Below are 21273 nucleotides of genomic sequence, written 5' to 3' on the forward strand. Positions count from 1 at the left end.
GCGCCCCAACTGGAGTGCGCGCGTCCTGCTGCGCCCATGCGGCCCGTCCCCAAGCCCCCCCTGGCCTGGACGATGCCGTGCGCGCGGGCCGCAGTCAGGTTGGCCGGGCTGGCCTGCCTTCTGGGTCGGTCGCAGGGGCGTCGCGACGCGGTCGGCCCCTTCGTTCGGGTTATGGCGGGTGCGTCGGGCGGTGCGTCAGATGACGGCTTCGGCGGCGGCTCGGCCGGCCTCTCGGCCGCTGAGGAGGCAGCCGCCGAGGAAGGTTCCTTCGAGGGCGTTGTAGCCGTGGACACCGCCGCCACCGAATCCCGCGACCTCGCCCGCGGCGTAGAGGCCGGCGATGGGCTGGCCGTTCGCGGCGAGGGCGCGTGAGTGGAGGTCGGTCTGGATGCCGCCGAGCGTCTTGCGCGTGAGGATGTGCAGTTTGACGCCTATCAGGGGTCCGGCGGCGGGGTCGAGGATTCGGTGAGGCGCGGCCGCGCGGCCGAGGCGGTCGCCGAGGTAGCGGCGGGCGTTGTGAATGCCCTGGACTTGGGCGTCCTTGCTGTAGGGGTTGGCGATCTGGAGGTCGCGAGCTTCGATCTGTTCGCGGATGCGGTGGGCGTCGAGCAGGGGCTGGTCAGTGAGCTTGTTCATGCCGTCGACGAGTTCGGCGAGGTTGTTCGCCACGACGAAGTCGGGTCCGTGCCGCTTGAACGCCTCGACGGGGCCCGGGGCTCCTTTGCCCAGAAGGCGCGTGCGGACGAAGGCAGCACGGTCCTTGCGTGTGATGTCAGGGTTCTGCTCCGAGCCGGAGAGGGCGAACTCCTTCTCGATGATCTTCTGGGTGAGGATGAACCAGGAGTGGTCGTATCCGGCGATGTCCGGGGTCGTGCGCAGATGGCGCAGGGTTCCGAGGGTGTCGTATCCGGGGAGGCAGGGGGCGGGCAAGCGTCGGCCGAGGGCGTCGAACCACATCGGGGACGGGCCGGGGAGAACGCGGATGCCGTGTCCGGGCCAGATCGGATCCCAGTTTTCCAGGCCCTCGGTGTAGTGCCACATCCGGTCCTGGTTGACCAGCCGGGCGCCTGCGCGGGCGCTGATGTCGAGCATCCGTCCGTCCACGTGGGCGGGTACCCCGGTGACCATGAGGGTGGGCGGGGTACCGAGGCGCTTGGGCCAGTGGCGTCGTACGAGGTCGTGGTCGGCTCCGATTCCGCCGGTGGTGAGGATGACGGCCTGGGCGGTGAGCTCGAAGGACCCCGTCTCCTCCCGGCTGGTGGCGACTCCGCGTGGTGCGTGGTCGTGGGCCAGGAGCTGCCCCTGCACGCCGCACACCGCGCCGTTTTCTACGATCAGCTCGTCGACGCGGTGACGGTGGTGGAAGGTGAGGAGCCCGGCGGCGGCGGCCTCATGGGCGTAGCGGGCGAAGGGCTCGACGACGCCGGGCCCGGTGCCCCAGGTGACGTGGAACCGGGGGACGGAGTTGCCGTGGCCGCCGGCTCTGAGGGCGCCGCGCTCGGCCCAGCCGACGGTGGGCAGGAGACGGATGCCGTGGCCCGCGAGCCAGGACTGCTTCTCGTCTGTGGCGAACTCGACGTAGGAGCGGGCCCAGCGGACCGCCCAGCTGTCCTCGTCGTCGAGGCGGTCGAAGCCGGCGCTGCTCTGCCAGTCGCTCCACGCCAGTTCGAAGGAGTCTTTGACGCGCAGGCGTCGCTGCTGGGGAGAGTCGACGAGGAACAGGCCGCCGAAGGACCAGAACGCCTGCCCGCCGAGGTTCGCGGGTCCCTCCTGGTCGACGAGGGCGACCCTCAGGTTGCGGCTGGTGAGTTCATGGGCTGCCACCAGTCCGGCGAGCCCGGCTCCGACGACGATGACATCGGCTTGCACGGTGCGTGGTTCCTTCCGCGTGAGTGGGGGAGCTTGAGCCCCGGGGGCCGGATGTCAGGGTCCGGCCCCCGGGGCGGTCTCAGGACCTGCCGGGGACGGTCAGCTCGGTCGTCAGCAGGTCGTGGGCCGCGCTGCGGGAGGCGTGCAGCAGGTACGGGCCCGGGGCGACGGTCCAGCGCCGGGCGTCCTCGTCCCAGATGTGGAAGGCCCGCGGGGCGAGCGTGATGTCGGCGTGGGCGGTCTCGCCGGGCTCGGCGGTGACGGTCGTGAAGCCGACGAGGCGGCGGGCGGGCCGGTCCGGCTGGGGGTGGAGGGGGACCGCGTAGATCTGGACGGTCTCTCGACCGCTCCGGGTGCCGGTGTTGCGCAGCCGGACCTCGACCCGTTCGGGGGTGGCGAGCATCTCCTCGTACTCCCAGGTGGTGTAGCCCAGGCCATGGCCGAACGGGTAGGCCGGGGCGGCGCTGTGGCGCTGCCAGGCCGGGTAGCCGATGAAGACGCCTTCCTCGTACGGGAGCGTCCCGTCCTTGGGGGTGACGTCGGTGACGGGCGCGTCGGCGAGGGTCGCGGGCCAGGTCGTGGGCAGTCGTCCGCCCGGCTCCGCGTTGCCAAGGAGGACGTCGGTCAGGGCGGCACCGCCTTCCTGGCCGGGGAACCAGGACAGCAGGACGGCCGCGACCTCGTCGCGCCAGGGCATCTCGACCGGGGCGCCGGAGTTGACCACGACGATCGTCCGCGGGTTGACGGCGGCTACGCGGTGGACGAGTTCGTCCTGACGGCCGGGCAGCTTCAGGCTGGTGCGGTCGAATCCCTCGCTCTCGACGGCTTCGGTGGTGGCGACGACCACGATCGCGGTGTCGGCCGTCCGGGCGGCGGCGACGGCTTCTTCGACGAGAGTGTCACCGTGCCCGGCCGGGGGCCGGTGAGCCAGGGCGAACGTGACGCCTTCGACGGGGCCGTAGGACAGCTTCGGGTCTCCCGCCCACAGGCTCACGTCCACAGGCACGCCCGCTTCCAGCCGGATCGAGCCCCGTTCGATCGGGCGGCCGGTGAGGGCCCCCAGGGGGTCACCGCCCTCCGGGCGATGGACTCCGTCGAACAAAGTGGTGCCGCCGACGCTCAGGCGGAACGCGCCGACCCCCTTGGTGCCGAAGTGGTGCGTACCGCTCTTGCCGGGCGTGTACGTTCCGGTGACCTCTACCGACGCGAGCGCCCGGAAGTCGGCGCCGCCGGGCAGTGCCGAGGCCATCCAGCGTATCCGCCCGCCTTCTTCGAGACACATCTCGGCGAGTACGGTGCCGTGCTCGTCACGCAGGACGGCACGCAGGTCGAAACCGTCGCCGGCGAGGGTGAGGCCCTCGTGCGGGTCAGCGCCCACGGCGTAGACGAGTTCGGTTCCGTCAGGCAGGGCACCGCTCAGGGCCTCGAGGACGGTGACCACACGGCCGGGGAACACGGTGGCCGAGCCGCCGCCCTGCACGCGGCCTTCGCGGGCGGCGCTGCCGATGAGCGCGATCGTCTCGCCCTGCGCCGGGGCGAGGGGCATGACGCCGCCTTCGTTGCGGAGCAGGACGAACGAGCGGGCCGCTACTTCCCGCGCGAGCAGTCGGCCGTCCGCCACGGGCGGCAACGCGTCTTCGGTGACAACAGGTTCGGCCCCGTCCAGGATCCCGGCGCGGGCCGCGAGGAGCAGTACCCGGCGGACGGCGCCGTCGACGACGCTCTCGGCGACGCGGCCGGCGCGTACAGCGTCGGCGAGGGCCGGGCCGAACACAGTCAGCGGGCCGGGCATGGCGATGTCCAGGCCGCCGGTGATCGCCCCCACGGTGTCCCGGGCGGCCAGCCAGTCGGAGACCACCACGCCGTCGAAGCCCCACTCGCGGCGCAGCACGTCGACCTGGAGCCGCCGGTGTTCGGTCATCGTCACGCCGTTGACCTGGTTGTAGGCGGACATGACCGCCCACGGCCGGGCGGTGGCGACGATCTCCTCGAACGGGGCGAGGTACAGCTCGCGCAGCGCCCGCTCGGACACCTGGTTGTCGACAGTGAACCGGGCCGTCTCGGCGTCGTTGGCGACGAAGTGCTTCACTGTCGCCCCCACGCCGCCGTCCTGGACTCCGGACACGTACGCGGCGCCGATCCGGCCGGTCAGATACGGATCCTCGGAGTACGCCTCGAAGTGGCGGCCGGCCAGCGGCGAGCGGTGGAGGTTGACCGTGGGGGCGAGCAGCAGGTGCACGCCCTTCCTGCGGGCCTCCTGGGCGAGCACTCGCCCGGCCTGCCGGGCCAGATCAGGGTCCCATGTGGCGGCGAGGGCTGTCGGGCTGGGCAGGGTGAGCGCGGGATCGGCGGCGGTCCAGGCGGTGCCGCGTACGCCGATGGGGCCGTCGGACATGACGAGGGAGCCGAGGCCGATCTCGGGCAAGGCCGGCAGCGACCATAGGTCCTGGCCCGCCAGGAGACGGGTCTTGGCATCCAGGTCGAGACGGGCGAGGGCGCGCTCGACGACGGTGCCGCGGTCTGCGGTGCGGGGAGAGAGGAGCGGGTTCACGGGGTGACTTCCTGGGGTTCGCTCTGCGAGGGCGGGAACTCGGACGATTCGGGCTGCGCGAAGGGGTTGTGGTGATCCCCTCGGCCGGGCGGCGTCCTCGGTTTTCACGGCTTTGATGCCGCGCCGGGGACGGGGAGGACGACGTCGGGCAGACGGGGATCGTCCTCGGCGGGAAGGACGTCGGCGGTCTCGACCAGCCAGCGCACCATCGCGTCGTGCAGACGCTGTTGCACCTGCGCGTGCTTCTCGTGGCCGGCGAGGTTGTCGCGCTCGTGGGGGTCGGTAGTCCTGTCGTAGAGCTCGGGCTCCTCGTAGAGGCGCCACACGTAGGTCCACCGCGCGTCACGTACGGCGATCGCCTTGCCCACCAGGGTGGGGTCGGCATGCTGGAGTTCGCCTTTGCGGTCGTACGGGAACGAGGGCTGCTCCAGCCGGTTCGCCTCCTCGACGGTGAAGCCGCCTTCGGTGAAGGCGAACTCGCGGTGAGACGCGGCTGGGTCGCGCAGGAGGGGGACGAGACTGCGGCCGAAGTGGCGGTGCGGGGCGTTAACGCCCGCCAGTTCGAGGACCGTCGGCAGGACGTCCACCATCTCGACCATCGCCTGACTCGTCTGGCCTTCCCCCAGGCCGGGGGCGCTGATGATGAGCGGGTCGCGGGTGATGCAGTCGTGCAGGGCGGAGGGCCACTTCTCGATCAGACCGAAGTCGCCGAGGTATTCCCCGTGGTCGGCGAAGAACAGCGTGACGGTCGATTCGGCGGCCCCGGCGGTCTGGACGGCCCTCATGACCCGGCCGAGCTGGTCGTCGAGACGGCTGATCATGCCGTAATACGTGGCGGTCACCTCTCGCCACTGCTCGTCGGTCACCTCCTCGATCCCGTATGCCTCCCGGATCGCCTGCATGAAACGCGGCTCGCGTGCCCGGTCGCCGGGCTCGACTGGGCCGGGCAGGGCATCGCGGTCGTACTGGGAGAACCACGGCTCCTCGACCTGGAACGGACAGTGCGGCGCCACGAGGGGAACGAAAAGGACCCAAGGCTCCGCAGGCGGGCTCTCCAGCCAGGACTCGGCCGTGCGGACGGCTGCCTCGTCAGGGTCCACCCGCCCCTCGTCGGGAACCTCGCCCCGGTAGAAGAGCCGGGACCACACGCCGTCCGGGTAGGGGCCGCCGTAACCGATTGTCGGGAACTGCGCGAAGCCGTACTCGTGCACGCTCAACTCGGTCGCGCCCGGGGCGAAGGTGTCGCCGCGCATCCCTGCCCAGGTGACGTGATAGCCGGCGTCCTTGAGGATGCGCAGCAGGTTTGGCTCGTGGGGCTTGAGCAGGTGGGTCAGCGTGCGGTGGCCGGCTGTGTGCGGATACCAGCCGGTCAGCAGTGAGGCCCGACTCGGCGAGCAGACGGGGTGCTGCACGTAGGCGTTCGGGAAAGCGGTTCCACGCGCGGTCAGTGCGTCGATGTGCGGGGTGCTAACGTGGGGGTTGCCGAAGGCGCCGATCGCGTCCGCGCGGAGCTGGTCGGGCATGAAGATCAGGAAGTTGGGGCGGGACACCGCGTGTCTGTCCTTTCGATCTGCTGTGAAGGAGGAACGGCGGTCAGCGCACGCCGCGGATGCGCTGGTTGCAGAAGGCTCCGGCAAGCCCGATGAGGCCGCCGGCAAGGAAGTAGGCCGGGTAGTTGTCGCCGTCCCCGAGGGAGAGGAACAGCGGGGCGACCGCAGGCATGAGCACCTGAGGCAGGGCGTTGGCCAGGTGGAAAACCCCCATGTCCTTGCCCACGTCCGCCCGCGAAGGCAGCACCTCGGCCACGAGCGCCAGGTCGACCGCGAGGAAACAGCCGGCCGCAATGCCCGTGACAGCCGTGGCCAACAGGTAGAAGCCGAGGGTCGGCGCGTACGCCGCGAGTACATGGGCCAGCGCCAGGACGACCGCCGAGACCAGGACGAACGGCTTGCGCCGGTGCACCCGGTCGGAGAGTGTCCCGAAGACCAGGGCCGCCAGCACGATCCCCACAATGTTGACCAGCAACGCCTTCAGGACCACAGGTCCTACGGTTTCCTCCGTGTAGCCGAAACGGCTCATCAAGAAGAAGGTCTGGTAGCTCACCAGGGTGACGTTCCCGCACTGGACGAGGAACCGGGACAGCCACGCCCACGCGAAGTCGGGATGCCGACGCGGGCTCACCCAGTACGCCTGCAGCCAGGTCGAGGGTCGCAACGGCCGGCGGTCCGCGGCGGCCAGCCGGCGATCACGCAGCACGACCGCCAGGATCCCCGTGCCGACCAGGCAGAACAGCCCAGGGACCAGGATCGCCAGCGCGAGATTGGGCAGGAAGAACTGGGCAAGGAAGACCCCGCCCACCACGCCCAGCTGCGTGGTCAGGCCGGTCAACGCCGACACCTTGCCGAGCTGGGCGGGCGGCACCTGATCGGGGACCACCGGGTTCAGCCCGGCGAGGAGGATGTTGAACGTCAGCTGGGTCAGGGCCCACGCGGCGACCAGCATGCCCACACTGTCGGCAGTGGACAAGAACCCCAGGCTCGCCACACCCAGCAACGCGCCCGAGACGATCCACGGACGTCGCATGCCGAAGCGGCTCGTCGTCCGGTCCGACAGGACACCGAAGACGTTCTGGGCCACCACTGCCACCGCGGCGCCCACCGTCAGGACCAGCGACAGGGTGGCCGCCTTGTCGTCGGGGGCGATCTGCTGCACGCGCAGAGCAAGGGTCACCTGCGTGAGCGGAAGGAGCGCGAGCCAAGTGGAGAAGTAGCCGCCCGTGAGCGCGGCGATAAACCCGGCGCTCACGCGGTCCGCAGCGGCCGCTCCCGTATCTGCCCGGCTTTTTGCGGCCGTGGTAGCGGGAGGAAGAGGGTCGATCGTGCCCATCGAGGCACCTCCGAATCTCGGCGGGGGCCCGCCCTGCGGGCGGAGAAGGGGGACCACCCTCACGCAAAAACTTCAACCAAGCATGAGGTGCACACGTGTCACATCGGCGGCTGCGCACACCGTTACACGCGAGTACTTTCAGCACAACCCCTTGGTAACTTCTATGTGACACGTGTGCACCAGGAAGAGGTATCCTCAGAAGCCGAACCGGAGGCCCCTCAGCACTCAGGAGCCGTGATGCCCACCGCCCCCCGCAAGGCCCGCCCGACGAGTACGGACGTCGCGCGCCTGGCGGGCGTCTCCCGTACCACCGTCTCGTACGTCCTGAACGGCCCGGGCGACCGGCCGATCAACGATGACACCCGCCGCCGTGTGATGGCCGCGGTCCACGAGCTGGGCTACGCCCCGCACAGCACCGCCCGGACCCTGCGCGCAGGCCGCAGCAACATCGTCCTGGTTCCGATGCCCCAGCTCCCCCTCGCCCCCACCCGTCACCGCTTCCTCGAAGAGCTCAGCGGTGAGCTTGCGCACCACGGCCTCACGATGCTCGTCCACGGTGACCGCGAGGCCGGCGGTGTCGAGGGCGCCCGCGCGTGGGCGGAGCTGCGGCCCGCCGCAGTCTTCACCGAGGCGGACCGCTGCCCCGCGGAGGCAGCTGAACTGCTCGGCCAAGCCGGCGTCGACACCGTCCTCCTCTACGGCCCGAAGGCCCAGGCGCACGCACCCACCCTCGTCATCACGAGCGCCGGCGTCGCTGAACTCGCCACCCGGCACCTGCTGTCCCGCGGCCACCGGCGGCTGGCCTGCCTCGTGCCAGGGGGCGACATCGCGGAACTCGCGCGGGCCCGGTTCGACGCCGTCACCATCGTCGCGGGCCGCGAGGGAGTGCCCGTTCAGCGCGTCGCATGCGAACTGAGCACCGCAAGCCTCGTCCCAGCCGTCGATTCGTGGCGCGACCCCCAGCAGCGTCCCGACGCCGTCTACGCCTACAACGACGAATACGCCCTCGTCCTCATCCAGGCGCTCACCGACGCCGGACTGCGCGTTCCGCACGACATGGCCGTCGTCGGGTCCGACAACCTCCCTCTCGGGTCCGCACTCCGTCCTCGTCTGACCACGACCTACCTCGATCTCTCTCCCGCCGCCGCGGCCGTCGCCGCGTCCATCGCCTCCCTTCTGAGAGGCGATGGACTGAGCCCAGACGTCACGGCGGCCACACCGAAACTCCTGATCCGCGAATCCGCCTGACCAGGCACTCCGACCGGTCGCTACGCGTCAGGTCACACCTTCCGCCGGGGGTGGCCGGCGCGGTGGGGCCTCTCAACCACTCGGCGGGACCGATCGCGAAGGCCGGGACATGGAGACGGCAGAGCTCGGTGGCCCTGCCTCGGGGCCGACGGCATGGCGGCGAACCGGCCACCCAGGATGGGCCGCCTCCCCGGAGCGAGCGAGCACGTGCAAAGTGAGCGCGGACGCTCACCGATCCGGCCAGGTCTCGCGGCCCGTAGGGCGCCTTGAGCGACACTTCCTCTTCGGCAGAGCCGTACGCGACGGACAGGCGCGATACATGCGAGCTGAGACGCAACAGCCCTCGGCCTCCCGGAAGGAGCCGATTTCTATGAAGGAGCCGATCCGTATGGGCGAGGCCAGTACTCCTCCCCGCTGCTGCATGCCCTCTGCCGGTGGTGCACTGGCCTCACGCGTCGGGCTCCCACTCGCTCATCGGACCCCGCGGACACCCTCTTCGGACGGCATGGTGCCGCTGCCCGGCGGCGAGTTCCTGATGGGAGCCGACGACGCCGAGAGCTTCCCCGGAGACGGGGAAAAACCAGTGCGGCTCGTGCGACTCGCCCCGTTCCGGATCGACGCCTACGCGGTGAGCAACGAACGGTTCGCGGCCTTCGTCGCCGACACCGCATACCAGACCGACGCCGAGCGGTTCGGCTGGTCGTACGTGTTCGCCGGCTTCCTCCCCGCTGACCTACGGCGCGGCGCGCCGCGGCCCGAGGGCACCCCGTGGTGGTGCTGCGTCGAGGGCGCCTCCTGGTATCGACCGGAGGGACCGGGCAGCACGCTGGAGGGTCGCGGCTCACACCCGGTGGTGCACGTGTCCTGGAACGACGCGGCGGCATACGCACGGTGGGCGGGCAAGCGGCTGCCGACCGAGGCCGAGTGGGAGTACGCGGCGCGCGGCGGTCTGGAGCAGAAGCGCTATCCGTGGGGCGACGAGTTGAACCCGGACGGAGCCTTTCGCTGCAACATCTGGCGCGGGCACTTCCCCGCGAAGAACACCGCCGAGGACGGATACCGCGGCACCGCCCCCATCGACGCCTTCGCACCCAACCGGTTCGGCCTGTGGAACATGGCCGGCAATGTATGGGAGTGGTGCACCGACTGGTGGACCACCGACCACGATGCAGCCCGCCCCCTGGTGAATCCCCAGGGCCCTGCCGCCGGTACCGACAAGGTCATCCGAGGCGGCTCCCACATGTGCCACAGGTCCTACTGCAACCGTTACCGGGTCGCGGCCCGCAGCGCCAACAGTCCGGACAGCTCCAGCGGGCACGCGGGATTCCGCTGCGCCGCACCCCTATAAATGGGCCGCCACCCCGGACGCTCCCTCGAAGATCAGCTCGCCGAGATCGCGCAGGAGGTCACGCTTCGCGCCAAAGCCGCCGAACGCAGACGTCTCGACGAGATCGAGGCAGCGCGTCAGAAGCGCGTCCACTGGGAAGCCGCCGTGGAAGAAGCGCGCGTCCAGTACGCCGAGGCGTACCGCTTCAGGCACTTCGAGGCGCAGGAAGCGGCATGGCGCCACGCCATCCGACTGACGGATTACGTGAGCGCCGTACTCGCCCGGGTCGAGGCCATGCCCCCAGGCCAGGCCAGAACCGAAGCCGAAGCATGGCTCGACTGGGCAGCAGCACGCGTGGAGCGCCTCAACCCTCTGAACACACCGCCCCGCCTGCCCGACATCCCCGAACCACGAACCGACAGTCTCAGGCCCTTTCTCGGGCACTGGAGCCCCTACGACCCCCACAGCACGCGAGGATGCGCATGACGCTCCAGACCCGGCCCCAGTCGGTATCGATCCCTGCGACCGAGGCGCGGGTTCGTGTGCCTGAGGCGTCGGTCTCCCGCCAGTCCGTGGTGTTCTGCTCCACCCAGGTCAGCCAGGTAGTCCCGTGTACATCGCGGGGGCCGAAGCCGGCGAACTCCCCTTGCAGCCCAGCCGAGGCGTCACCCGGGAAGCCCCGGTCTTCCGCCAGGGGGCGGAAGCCGAAGGAGTTCCGGACAGCTGATCGGTGGCAGCACGCCAGCTTCTGTTCATCATGCGGTCTTCTGATGGGCAAAGCATTCACGGCATGGAGATCGTCTTCGGTGAGATCCACAGCGCGGGGCCCTCGCTGGACTGGGCCGCCGCCCAACGCCCTTGACTACCCCGGGGACCTCAACTCGGCCGACGAAGCCCGGTCGTGCCCGCCGGTGTGGGCTCGACTGACCTCAGGAATGGACCAACACCTCATGAAGCGACGCAACTTCGCTGCTGCTCTGACCGCCGGTACGGCCGCTCCCGCGCTGATGGGCGCAGCCCCTGCGCGGGCGGCTGACGGCTCCGCAACCGGTCTGCGTCAGCACATGCGTGCCGTCCTGGCCGCGGAACTCGCGGACAGGGATGCGGCCCAAGCCCTGACTCCCCTTCTTCACGATGTGGGATTCGACTGGCATCCGGAGACGGTGCCGGTAGCTGACTGCGACTTCGTCCTGGCGTTCGGCTTCGGCAACCGCCCCCCGGCCGGCGGCGGCGACCCGGCCAAGGTCCGCTACGAGCCGGGCCCGGTGAACGAGGAACTGGCGGACACGGTTGCGAAGGTCCGGGCCCGGCGCAATGTTCCGGTCTACGCCCAGTGGGAGATCGCCCGTTTCCTGACTTCCAAGTACGGGATGTCGGACGTGACGTCGATCGAGCCGTTGATTGCGCCGGACGGCACGATCACCTACCTGAGCACGGACGGGGTCGCGGCTCAGGTGGCGGAGGCCCGGAAAGGGGCGCCCGGCGGTGCCGGCACCGCTTGCGTCATCGGCTTCCGCGACCATCACAAGCGGTGCGTCCAGACCACCCGGGACCGCGGCTTGAAGGCTTACGCCCCTCGTGGTTTCGACATGCCGCACACCTACGATCCGGAATCGGGCCAGCCCTGGACCCGCCGCCGCGACCTCTACCTCGTGAACGACATGCTGGCTCAGTGGTCGGCCCTGCGCTCCAAGCTGATCGCCGAGGCCTTCCCGAACGGATGACCCGACCCCGACATGTCGAGCCCGAGGGACGTTAGGGCCCGGTGAGCCGCCGGCCCCGGTCACCACCGGGGCGCAGGCGCTGGTGCTCCTCGTTCCGGCAAGCACACGCCGTTGTTGGCCACTGGGTCCAAGGGCGCGGCGGCCCGAGTATGCCGGAGGGCACGGGCAGCTGTGAACCGCGTGGCGGTACGTCATGTCCCGCAGCTGCCGGCTGGCGTGTCCGGTTCATTGATCAAGTCATGTGTCGGATTTCAGACTGTCGGCTTCGGACCAGGCGTCCGGGCCGGGTCACCGGGACCCAGATCCGTCGACTCTGTCGTCGGTGCATGCGGACGCGAGCATGCTGTGGTGTTCATGCTTCCCGGGTTGTGTGCGGTGAGGCGCTCGTTGTTCGAGCGGAGGTGGAAGGCCCTCACCGCCGCCCTGTCGCAGGGCGGTTGGAGCTGAGGGCAGCTGTGCGACGTGAGGTCGCGCGATATGAGTGACCTGGAAGCTCAACACCGTTACGGGCGATCTTCGTCAGGGCCCCTTCCAGCCTCAGAGGGCATTATGAGCCATAGCGCCCTGTTCCTGTCTTGGGGTTGGTGAGGATCGCTGGTCGGGGGTTCGCGGCCGGTGCTACTGGCGGGGTTGAGCGAACAGGCTGGGTTCGGGCTGGTAGGCCGGGGATTCCGGTGCGACGGCTGCGCAGGCCGCCGCCTGTTCCCGGACGGTGGCGCCCCAGCCGGCCAGCTGCTCCTGAGCATTGAGACGACATCGGAACGACCGGCGATCCACATCTACGAATGGACAGGTCTTCCAGAGGTACGAGACGTACGGGGCCGATGCGTAGGCACACGGGCTGAACTGATCCCGCCGACCCGCAGTACTTCACAACGTCCCTGGTGCGGTGAAGGTGGGTGGGGCTGCGCGCCCCGCCTCTCGGCCGCCCTCTCCGGGCTCGGTGGCCGGGTGCTCGTTCCAGCTGTGCGCACGTCCAGGGGGATGCCGCCGATGCGGTAGCCCTGTTCGTCGAGGAGGTGGCCGCTGAGCTTCAGCGGCCACAGGGCCACGGCCCGGTCGGTGATCTCCAGGCCGGGGACGCGCTGGGCGAGTCGTACCTCGAAACGCTGTACGTCGGTGAGGGACTTCACCCACGCGATGATGAGGATGTTGTTCCGGCCGGTGACGCCGGCGCACAGCCGGACCTCCCGGGCGCCGGTGACTCCGCGTGAGACGTGTTCCAGCTCCCCGGCGGCTGCCCGGCCCCATTGGATCACCGTGACCGGCCACTCCGACAGGGGGCGTGCGACCTCGCAGCGGGTTTGGACCATGCCGGCGGCGAACTGTCCGACCGGCAGGCCGCTGAGTCACGGCGACGGCCGGCTGCGCGCCGCCTGGATCAGCTGCTAGGCCTCGCCCCACCGGGTGCCACTGGTCATTGCTCACAAAGTGTCAGGGAGGAAGGGGCACTCCTACTGGGCTCGGTGGACCTACCAGAGGCCCGGGCAGGGTGTGAGGTCCAGCCGGTGGAAGAAGTCTTCCTGGACGGGCGAAAATGGCCGCGCACCCGGCGTTGCGGTGGAGACCCTCTGGGGACACACCGAACGCGCCGGCGGTCCGAAACTGCCCGCGAAGACGGTGGTCTGTACTCAGTTCAAGGGCTCCGGGAAGAAGGCCTGTTACCGGCTTCCCTGATCTGGTGCGCTTGTCTCCAACCGTCCACGGGGGCCGCTCGCAACTTGAGCCGCCGGCACACGCGGCAAGGCCCCGCTCTCACCGGAACCGGTGCGAGCGGGGCCTTCGAGCGCCTTGCGAGTGATCTGTGCAGCCAAACGCCGTGCACCCACGTCACCGTGTGATGTCAGGCATGCTTGAGCATGGTGTTGGAGCAGGTGGAAGAGGTGCCCTTTTACTCCATGCCTTTCTGCGCCGCTATACGCCCGCGGGCGGGCGGCCCGGGGTCCTTGCCGCGGTGGGTCTGCCCGCGGAGCCGGCGGAGGAAGTGCAGGAAGCGCTGCGCGCGTTGACGCTGCCACTCTCGCGGCATCGCACCGATGCCCGGCCACCGGCGGTCCTGGCCACGGCGCGTGGACTGCGGGCCGAGCAGATCCTGCAGGCGCGAGCGTTGTCGGCTGCACCCTTCCCCCCGCTCTTGCTGTTCAGCCTGAGATCGCCCGGCGGGTCGCGGAGCGGGGGTAGGCGGGGCACGCTTCGCCGACCGGCGAGCGGGTCGCCTGGCGGAGTGAGCAGCAGGCTCACACCGCCGAGTTGTATCGCGGATCCCGATCTGTGGAGGTGCGAGGACTGGGTTCGCTTCGCAGCCCGCCGGACGTCATGTCGTCAGGACTCGGGATCGAGGAAGGTCAGGCGAGAGGCGACCTCCTCGATCAGTGGGGCGAGGGCAGTGTTGAACGGGTCGGCGCACTGAGCCGTGAGGTGGCGATGGAAGGCGGCCTCGTCCTGGTACGTCTCGAAGATGAGGTAGGCACGAGGGCTGGACGCCTTGGTGTAAACCTCGAAGGACAGGTTGCCGACCTCCTTGCGCACCGTCTGGGCATACTCCCGCAGGAGGTGTGCGACCTCGTCCTCCGCTCCTTCGCGGGCGGTGAACTCGGCGAGCAGGGTCTTCTTCACGTCCGGTCCTTTGCGGTCGGGGATCACTCGCGTCACTTCCGAGAGGATTCGAGGTGCCAGACGCGGGCGTGGTCCAGCTTCACCGATCCGTTCTCGGCGAAGACCTCCACTCCCTGGCTGGAGGGATCGGGGAAGATCTGGTCCGTGATCACCGCTTCGCCGCTGCCGCCGAAGACCTCGACGGATGACCAGTCGACGACGATCCGCAGCTTCACCTTGCCGTTCACGGCGTGCAGGGGTGCGCGCTGGACGCCGGCGAAGGTGTCGCTGAAGTCCACAGCGCCGGAGCGGGTCCGGTCGACGTACAGCTCCTGCGTCGTGGTGTCGTATCCGATGACGGTCTCCTCTCCGCCGGCACCGGTGCGCACCTTGATGCCGAACCGTTCGGCGTCCTTGAGGGAGAAGGTCGCCTCGATATCGAGGGTCTTGCCCTGGGCCGCGCCGCGGCCCAGGGGCCGTGACGTGCTGGTCACCGTGGTGCCGGCCGACGCCACCGGGCGGCCCTCCCGCAGGGAGGTCAGACTGCTCACCGGCTCGCTGGTCAGCTTGATCCGGCCGTCCACGGTGCGCAGGGCCATCTGACGGGGGATGCTCTGCGCGCTGCGCCAGGGGGACGTGGGGAGGGAACCGCTGTACTCCCAGTTGTTCATCCAGCCGATCATGTGCCGCTTGTCGCCCGGTGCGTCCTCCCAGGACACGGCCGCGTAGTAGTCCTTGCCGTAGTCGGCCCAGTCGGCACGCTGCACGGCGGACCTGGCGGGCGTTGCCGCGGCGGTGAACTGGTCGGCCATGATCTGGCCCCAGCCGCCGGTGTTCATGTCGACGATCTGGATCTGTGCTTTCTTGCCGGCGTACGAGCGCATGTCGATGGAGGCCCAGTCCAGTGTTTCGCTGTTGGTGCCGGTGGCGCTGCCGACGACCTTGCCGTCGACGACCAGATTGACTGCCGTTTCCCGGGAGATGGGCTGCGCCCGGGTGTCGGAGAGCACGATGTGGTCGACGTTGATGTGGCCCCATCCGCTGGTATTTTCGTCGACGATCTTGATCTGCGCCTTCTTGCCGATGAGTTCGCGGACGTCCCATGAGTCCCAGTTGAGTGCCTCGCCGTCGTGTCCGGTGGCGCTGCGTACCACCTTGCTGTCGACGAGGAGTTCGACGGCGGTGGACTCGGCCTGACTTGCGGGATGGTTGCCGCCGCCGATGAGGAAGTTGACGTAGTTCTTGTCGATGGTGAACTCCGGCGAGGTGAGGCTGCCGGTCGTGGCGTCGCCGTTCAGGAAGGAGTTGGCCAGACCACTGCCGAGGAAGCCGGTGACTTCCTGCTGGCCGGCGTGACTGCCGGTGGCCGGTGCGGTTCCGAAGGCATCGCCCGTGACCGTCCAGTTGCCGTAGGTGCCGCCTTCGAAGTCGGCGAGGGTCGTCCCCTCCGGTACTGGTCCCCGTTCCTGCACGGTGCCCGCCTGGTGGGGGTGCCGTCCGCCGGCGATCTTGAAGTTGAGGTACGGGCTGTCGACGGTGAAGGGCGGGGAGGAGAGGGTTCCGGTGCCGCCGTCACCCGCGTGGAAGCTGTTGGCGAGGCTTTTGCCCTCGAAGCCGCTGAGGGGTCCCTGCCCGGTCAGCGCCCCGGCCGTCGGTCCCCGGCCGAATGCGGTGCCGGTAGCCGTCCATGTACCGAAGTCCGGGTTCTCGAAGTCCTGCATGACGGTGCCGGTGGGCGGGGTGTAGGAGCCCTTGTCGTCGGCGGTGAACTTCGTGCCGTCGAAATCACCGACGAAGTACTGGGCGCCCGAGCCGCCGGCGATGCCGCCGGGGTTGATGTTGACGACCAGGACCCACTTGATGTTCTTCTTGTTCCCGTCGACCGCCAGGGGGAACAGGTCGGGGCATTCCCAGACGCCGCCCGTCGCCCCGGCCGGCCCGAACTCGCTGAGCAGGTCCCAGTTCTTGAGATCCTTCGAGGAGTAGAACTGCACCTTGTGCTCGGTGGACAGCAACACCGTCATCAGCCAGCTCTTGGTCGGCGCGTACCACTGGACCTTGGGGTCGCGGAATTCCTTGGAGCCGATGTCGATGACCGGATTGCCGTCGTACTTGGTGAACGTACGTCCGCGGTCGTTGCTGTAGGCGAGCGACTGGGCCTGGGTACCGGTGCTCTTGTCGTAGCTCGTGTAGATCGCCACCATGGGCGGGTTCTTCTTCGTGCCGAATCCGGTGGTGTTGTTCCAGTCGATGACCGCGCTGCCGGAGAACACCATCTCCTTGTCGTCGTGGGACAGGGCGAGCGGCAGCTCCTTCCAGTGCATGAGGTCGGTGCTCACCGCGTGTCCCCAGGACATGTCGCCCCAAGAGTTGCCGTTGGGGTTGTACTGGTAGAAGAGGTGGTACTCGCCCTTGTAGTACACCAGTCCGTTGGGGTCGTTCATCCAGTTCTTCTGCGGCGTGTAGTGGAACTGGGGCCGGTAGGTCTCGGCGTACGGCCGGGTTCCGGAGGCGACTGCCTGAGGCGTCAACAGGGCGGCGGACAGGGCGCATACGGTCGCCGTCGCGGCGATCATCCGCGTGCGGGCATGCCGGGATACGCGTCTTGAGGTCATGGTGTCTCCTGGACTGCGGCCGATTCCGCAGCCGGGTGCTTTCCGGCGCGCGGACGGAACGTAAAGGGAGGCCCTGCTGACGGTGTGGCACCGCGTCGGCCATGAGTGTCATCGTTGACTTATGTCAGCGATGACACCGAGTGGGGCCGATGATGGACGCATTCCGGCCGACGCGTCAACGGCTGGGACGCATTTCCCCCGGCTCGGCCGGACTGCCCGTCACACGATGATCTGCGATGCGTACTGCGGCAGTTGGCTCTGCCACGGAGGGTTCGGACCGGCGACCGAGCAGGTCAGGGCCGCGACATGGGCGGCGAACCGGCAGGATTCCGCCACCTCGCCCAGGCGGAGAGCGGTGAGCCGCCCCCCGAGGAGTCCACGCACACCCAGATGGTGCAGCAGACCCGCCGTGAAGGAGTCACCCGCCCCGACCGTGTCGACGACCCGCGTCGTCACAGCCGGCACGTGCACCCGCTCGCCGTCCAGCGAGACGAGAGCACCATCGGAGCCACGCGTGACCACGACGAGCCGTGCGCCGGCAGCGTGCCAGACGTCGCACGCTTGCTCCAGAGGCGTTTCCGGCAGCAGGAGCCTGAGGTCCTCTTCGCTCAGCCGCAGTATGTCCGCGAGGTCGCACCAGTGCCGCAGTTTCGCGCGGTAGGTCTCGGGATGCACCAGCAGCGGCCGGACGTTGGGATCGATACTGATGGTGGCCCGGGACGAGGCCGTTGCCAGGAACTCCTCCACCGCCGCCGCCCCCGGCTCCCGGACCAGGGCGAGCGAACCCGTGTGCAGACAAGCGGTGGAGGACAGGTCCACACCGGCCAGTTCGGCGCTCGACCACTGCCAGTCGGCCGTGCCCTGCGCATGGAACGCATACGCGGCCTGCCCCTGGGCGTCCAGGTCCGCCACCGCCAACGTGCTCGGCTCCGACGCCACGACTACGTGCGACAGGTCCACCCCTGAAGCCTCCAGGTGCGCCCGGAACAGCCGGCCGAACACATCCCCGGACAGCCGCGCGAGGAAGCGGGACGGAGTGCCCAGGCGGGCCAGGGCCACGGCCGTGTTCGCTGGCCCACCACCAGGCAGTACATGCAGGTCGAGCTCATTCGGAGCACTTGCGGGCCGGGCGAACGCGTCTGCGACGCATTCGCCCAGGACGGTGATCTGACGCGGACTCATGGACTGCTCTTCTCTGACGAACGGACGGGCAAACCGAGTACGTCGCCACACGGGCGTTGCGGCTGTGGGTGAGCGACGGCCGGGGACGTTGCCGATTTGTAACAGCGGCAAGGCATTGACGTGCCCGGGAGACGGAGTCCATCATCCTCGGCAAGCAGTGTCAACGATGACATAAGTCAACGATGACACCCCTGGGACGGCATGCTTCGATGCCGGCCGAGCCGCACGCGATCCCGCAGGAGCCGTTCATGCCTCGCACCATTCGTCTGACCCCCTCCCTGATCAGAGCCGCCGCGTGCCTGGGTATCGCGGCTCTCACCCTGACGGCCTGCGGATCCGGCTCCGGATCGGATTCCGCGGGCGACGGCTCGGGCAGCGTCAAGGTCGGTCTGATCACCAAGACCGACACCAACCCGTTCTTCGTGAAGATGAAGGAGGGTGCGGAGAAGGCCGCCAAGGACAGCGGTGCACAACTGATCACCTCAGCGGGCAAGTTCGACGGGGACAACGCCGGGCAGGTCACCGCGATCGAGAACATGATCGCCGCAGGTGTGAAGGGAATCCTGATCACCCCCAGCGACTCCAAGGCGATCGTGCCCGCCCTTGAGAAGGCCCGCGCCAAGGGGATTCTGGTCATCGCCCTGGACTCCCCGACCGACCCCGAGAGCGCGGTCGACGCCCTCTTCGCCACCGACAACCTCCGGGCCGGGGAGATGATCGGCGCCTACGCCAAAGCCTCGATGAAGGGCAGGACGGCCAAGATCGCCACCCTCGATCTGGCGCCGGGCGTCGCCGTCGGGGTCCAGCGGCACAACGGCTTCCTCAAGGGCTTCGGCATCGGCGAGAAGGACCCGGCGATCGTCTGCTCCCAGGACACCGGAGGCGACCAGGCAAAGGGCCAGACCGCCATGGAGAACTGCCTGCAGAAGGCACCCGACATCAACGTCGTCTACACCATCAACGAGCCGGCCGCGCTCGGGGCGTACACCGCGCTGAAGGCCAAGGGCAGGGAGAAGGACGTCCTGATCGTCTCCGTCGACGGCGGCTGCACCGGGACGCAGGCGGTCAAGGACGGCAAGATCGCCGCCACCTCCCAGCAGTACCCGTTGAAGATGGCCGCCGAAGGCGTCGGGGCCGTCGTGAAGTACGCCAAGGACGACAAGAAAGCGACCGGTTACACCGACACCGGCGTCAGCCTGATCACCGACAAGGCACAGGCAGGGGTCGCGGCGAAGGACACCGCCTACGGCCTGGACAACTGCTGGGGCTGAGTCGCTCTCCGCCCGAGCAGCCGCCGTCCGAAACCCGTTGGCGGGGTGGCCGGCCCTGCCCCGATCGGGGACGGCCGCCCCCAACTGTCCTCCCCCGAGGACCTCTGCTTTTCCGACAAGGACTTCGCATGACAGCCACCACCGCGCCGTACGCCGAGCTAAAGACGCCGACCACGGCCCGCAGACTCCTCACCGCGCCGACCACCGGCCCTCTGGCCGCTCTCCTCCTCGCCTGTGTGTTCTTCTCCCTGTCGACGGACCAGTTCCTCACGGGCGGGAACTTCTCGCTGATCGTGCAGCAGGTCATGGTCGTCGGCACCCTCGCCATCGGCCAGACCCTGATCATCCTCACGGCCGGCATCGACCTGTCGTGCGGTGCCGTGATGGCGTTCGGCAGCATCGTGATCGCCAAGATGGCAGCCGAGGGCACCCTGCCCCCGCTCCTCGCCATCACCCTGGGCCTGGTCGTCTGCGGCGGCTTCGGACTTCTCAACGGGCTTCTGGTCCAGAAGATCCCGCTGCCGCCGTTCATCGTGACGCTCGGCATGCTCAACGTGGCGTTCGCCCTGACGCACATCTACTCCGAAGAGCAGACCGTCACCAGCCTGCCCGGCCCGCTGACCGCACTCGGAGAGACCTTCCCGCTCGGCCGCACGGACATCACCTACGGCTCGCTCGTCACCATCGTCCTCTTCCTGCTCCTGGCCTACGCTCTCAGCAGCACCGGATGGGGCCGGCATGTCTACGCCCTTGGCAACAGCCAGGAAGCCGCACGCCTCAACGGCATCCGCACCTCCCGCCTGACCATCGGCATCTACACCGTGGCCGGCGTGCTGTACGGCCTCGCCGCCCTGCTGCTCATCTCCCGCACCGGGGTGGGCGACCCGCAGGCAGGACAGACCGAGAACCTCGACAGCATCACCGCCGTGGTCCTCGGCGGTACCAGCCTCTTCGGTGGACGCGGTTCGGTCCTGGGCACCTTCATCGGTGTGCTCATCGTCGGTGTCTTCCGCAACGGCCTCCAACTGATGGGTGTGGCCTCCATCTACCAGACCCTGATCACCGGGATCCTCGTGATCCTCGCGGTGACCGTCGACCAGATGTCCCGGAGGAAGGCCCGATGACCACCAGCACTCCCACCCCTGTGCTCCAGGCCCGCGGTCTGGTCAAGCGCTACGGGCAGGTCACCGCCATCGACGGCGCCGACTTCGACCTGATGCCCGGCGAGGTCCTCGCGGTCATCGGTGACAACGGAGCCGGCAAGACCAGCCTGATCAAGGCCCTCACCGGTGCGGTGGCACCGGACGCGGGCGAAATCCGCCTCAACGGTGAACTCATCCAGTTCACAGGGCCGCAGAGCGCGCGCGCCCACGGCATCGAGACCGTCTACCAGGACCTGGCGGTGGCCGCCTCGATGGACATCGCCTCGAACATGTTCCTGGGACGTGAACTGCGCCGGCCCGGCGTCCTCGGCAGCGCCTTCCGCATGCTGGACAAGAAGCGCATGCGCCAGGAGGCCGCGGAGCACATGGCCGACCTCAAGATCGGACTGCGGTCGCTCACGCAGGCTGTCGAAACCCTCTCCGGCGGGCAGCGGCAAGCCGTGGCCGTCGCACGTTCCGTCGCCTGGGCGCGCAGCGTCGTCGTCATGGACGAGCCCACCGCCGCCCTCGGTGTCAAGGAATCGGGGCAGGTCCTCGACCTCATCCGCCGAGTCCGCGACAAGGGCATGCCCGTGGTCCTGATCAGCCACAACATGCCACACGTCTTCGAGATCGCCGACCGGATCCACGTCCACCGGCTGGGCCGTCGCGCTGCCGTGATCAAGCCCTCCGACCACAGCATGGCCGAAGTCGTCGCCATCATGACCGGCGCGCTGACCCTTGATGAGGCCGGAGGTACTGTCGTAGCGGATTCCGAGGCCGCCAAGGCAGCGGGAGTCCAGGCCACCTGACATCCGACGAAACTCTCACAGGTTCCGGCCGAGGCCGCGGCCGGAACCGAC

At 69.1% G+C, this 21273-nt stretch carries 15 protein-coding genes; 7 read left to right on the plus strand and 8 right to left on the minus strand.

Going from position 1 to position 21273, the window contains the following annotated elements; translation table 11 throughout:
- Positions 1-195 precede the first annotated feature (195 nt).
- The 4 genes from SH922_RS03350 to SH922_RS03365 form a co-directional block, all read right to left on the minus strand.
- Positions 196-1869: an FAD-binding dehydrogenase gene (locus tag SH922_RS03350; protein ID WP_393054485.1), complete on the minus strand. Its 1674-nt coding sequence runs from the start codon at positions 1867-1869 to the stop codon at positions 196-198.
- 79 nt (positions 1870-1948) lie between these two features.
- On the minus strand, positions 1949-4420 hold the full coding sequence (locus tag SH922_RS03355; RefSeq protein ID WP_393054487.1) for a glycoside hydrolase family 3 protein: 2472 nt from the start codon (positions 4418-4420) through the stop codon (positions 1949-1951).
- Between the two features lie 104 nt (positions 4421-4524).
- Complete coding sequence (locus SH922_RS03360; RefSeq protein ID WP_393054489.1) at positions 4525-5970, minus strand: sulfatase-like hydrolase/transferase; 1446 nt, start codon at positions 5968-5970, stop codon at positions 4525-4527.
- A 43-nt stretch (positions 5971-6013) separates the two neighbouring features.
- Positions 6014-7225, minus strand: coding sequence for an MFS transporter (locus SH922_RS03365; protein ID WP_393054491.1), 1212 nt, complete (start codon positions 7223-7225; stop codon positions 6014-6016).
- 318 nt (positions 7226-7543) lie between these two features.
- On the opposite strand from SH922_RS03365, the gene SH922_RS03370 reads away from it, so the two are divergent.
- The 4 genes from SH922_RS03370 to SH922_RS03385 all read left to right on the plus strand — a co-directional run bounded on the left by SH922_RS03370 (position 7544) and on the right by SH922_RS03385 (position 11605).
- Entirely contained in the window at positions 7544-8554 is a 1011-nt protein-coding gene (locus tag SH922_RS03370; RefSeq protein WP_393054493.1) for a LacI family DNA-binding transcriptional regulator, read from the plus strand.
- Positions 8555-8924: 370 nt separating this feature from the next.
- A complete protein-coding gene (locus SH922_RS03375) occupies positions 8925-9902 on the plus strand; it encodes a formylglycine-generating enzyme family protein (protein WP_393054495.1) in 978 nt (325 codons plus the stop codon).
- The gene (locus SH922_RS03380) at positions 9903-10367 is read left to right on the plus strand and encodes a hypothetical protein (protein ID WP_393054497.1); all 465 of its coding nucleotides are present in this window, start codon (positions 9903-9905) and stop codon (positions 10365-10367) included. It abuts the gene before it with no gap.
- A gap of 464 nt (positions 10368-10831) precedes the next feature.
- Positions 10832-11605, plus strand: a complete 774-nt coding sequence (locus tag SH922_RS03385; RefSeq protein WP_393054499.1) for a hypothetical protein — start codon at positions 10832-10834, stop codon at positions 11603-11605.
- A 779-nt stretch (positions 11606-12384) separates the two neighbouring features.
- On the opposite strand, the gene SH922_RS03390 is transcribed toward SH922_RS03385, so the two are convergent.
- The 4 genes from SH922_RS03390 to SH922_RS03405 form a co-directional block, all read right to left on the minus strand.
- Entirely contained in the window at positions 12385-12918 is a 534-nt protein-coding gene (locus SH922_RS03390; RefSeq protein ID WP_393054501.1) for an Lrp/AsnC ligand binding domain-containing protein, read from the minus strand.
- 1009 nt (positions 12919-13927) lie between these two features.
- Positions 13928-14221: a putative quinol monooxygenase gene (locus SH922_RS03395; RefSeq protein ID WP_393054503.1), complete on the minus strand. Its 294-nt coding sequence runs from the start codon at positions 14219-14221 to the stop codon at positions 13928-13930.
- Positions 14222-14253: 32 nt separating this feature from the next.
- Positions 14254-16815 (minus strand): GH32 C-terminal domain-containing protein, encoded by a 2562-nt coding sequence (locus SH922_RS03400; protein ID WP_393054505.1) that lies wholly within the window; start codon positions 16813-16815, stop codon positions 14254-14256.
- Positions 16816-17034: 219 nt separating this feature from the next.
- Positions 17035-17997 carry a carbohydrate kinase gene (locus SH922_RS03405; protein ID WP_393054507.1) on the minus strand — a complete coding sequence of 321 codons (963 nt, stop codon included), beginning with the start codon at positions 17995-17997 and terminating at the stop codon, positions 17035-17037.
- A gap of 248 nt (positions 17998-18245) precedes the next feature.
- On the opposite strand from SH922_RS03405, the gene SH922_RS03410 reads away from it, so the two are divergent.
- The 3 genes from SH922_RS03410 (at position 18246) to SH922_RS03420 (ending at position 21222) form a co-directional block, all read left to right on the plus strand.
- Positions 18246-19268 carry a sugar ABC transporter substrate-binding protein gene (locus SH922_RS03410; RefSeq protein ID WP_393054509.1) on the plus strand — a complete coding sequence of 341 codons (1023 nt, stop codon included), beginning with the start codon at positions 18246-18248 and terminating at the stop codon, positions 19266-19268.
- A gap of 128 nt (positions 19269-19396) precedes the next feature.
- On the plus strand, positions 19397-20392 hold the full coding sequence (locus SH922_RS03415) for an ABC transporter permease (protein ID WP_393054511.1): 996 nt from the start codon (positions 19397-19399) through the stop codon (positions 20390-20392).
- Entirely contained in the window at positions 20389-21222 is an 834-nt protein-coding gene (locus SH922_RS03420) for an ATP-binding cassette domain-containing protein (RefSeq protein WP_393054513.1), read from the plus strand. Before SH922_RS03415 ends, SH922_RS03420 begins: the two co-directional genes overlap by 4 nt.
- Positions 21223-21273: the final 51 nt, after the last annotated feature.

The organism is Streptomyces sp. LN549 (assembly GCF_043203805.1).
Classification (GTDB): domain Bacteria; phylum Actinomycetota; class Actinomycetes; order Streptomycetales; family Streptomycetaceae; genus Streptomyces.

Coding starts and splice junctions, on each gene's coding strand:
- SH922_RS03380 (WP_393054497.1), top strand. CDS start 9,903: ATGGGCCGCCACCCCGGACGCTCCCTCGAAGATCAGCTCGCCGAGATC.
- SH922_RS03375 (WP_393054495.1), top strand. CDS start 8,925: ATGAAGGAGCCGATCCGTATGGGCGAGGCCAGTACTCCTCCCCGCTGC.
- SH922_RS03390 (WP_393054501.1), bottom strand. CDS start 12,918: ATGGTCCAAACCCGCTGCGAGGTCGCACGCCCCCTGTCGGAGTGGCCG.
- SH922_RS03370 (WP_393054493.1), top strand. CDS start 7,544: ATGCCCACCGCCCCCCGCAAGGCCCGCCCGACGAGTACGGACGTCGCG.
- SH922_RS03410 (WP_393054509.1), top strand. CDS start 18,246: ATGCCTCGCACCATTCGTCTGACCCCCTCCCTGATCAGAGCCGCCGCG.
- SH922_RS03385 (WP_393054499.1), top strand. CDS start 10,832: ATGAAGCGACGCAACTTCGCTGCTGCTCTGACCGCCGGTACGGCCGCT.
- SH922_RS03420 (WP_393054513.1), top strand. CDS start 20,389: ATGACCACCAGCACTCCCACCCCTGTGCTCCAGGCCCGCGGTCTGGTC.
- SH922_RS03400 (WP_393054505.1), bottom strand. CDS start 16,815: ATGACCTCAAGACGCGTATCCCGGCATGCCCGCACGCGGATGATCGCC.
- SH922_RS03405 (WP_393054507.1), bottom strand. CDS start 17,997: ATGAGTCCGCGTCAGATCACCGTCCTGGGCGAATGCGTCGCAGACGCG.
- SH922_RS03415 (WP_393054511.1), top strand. CDS start 19,397: ATGACAGCCACCACCGCGCCGTACGCCGAGCTAAAGACGCCGACCACG.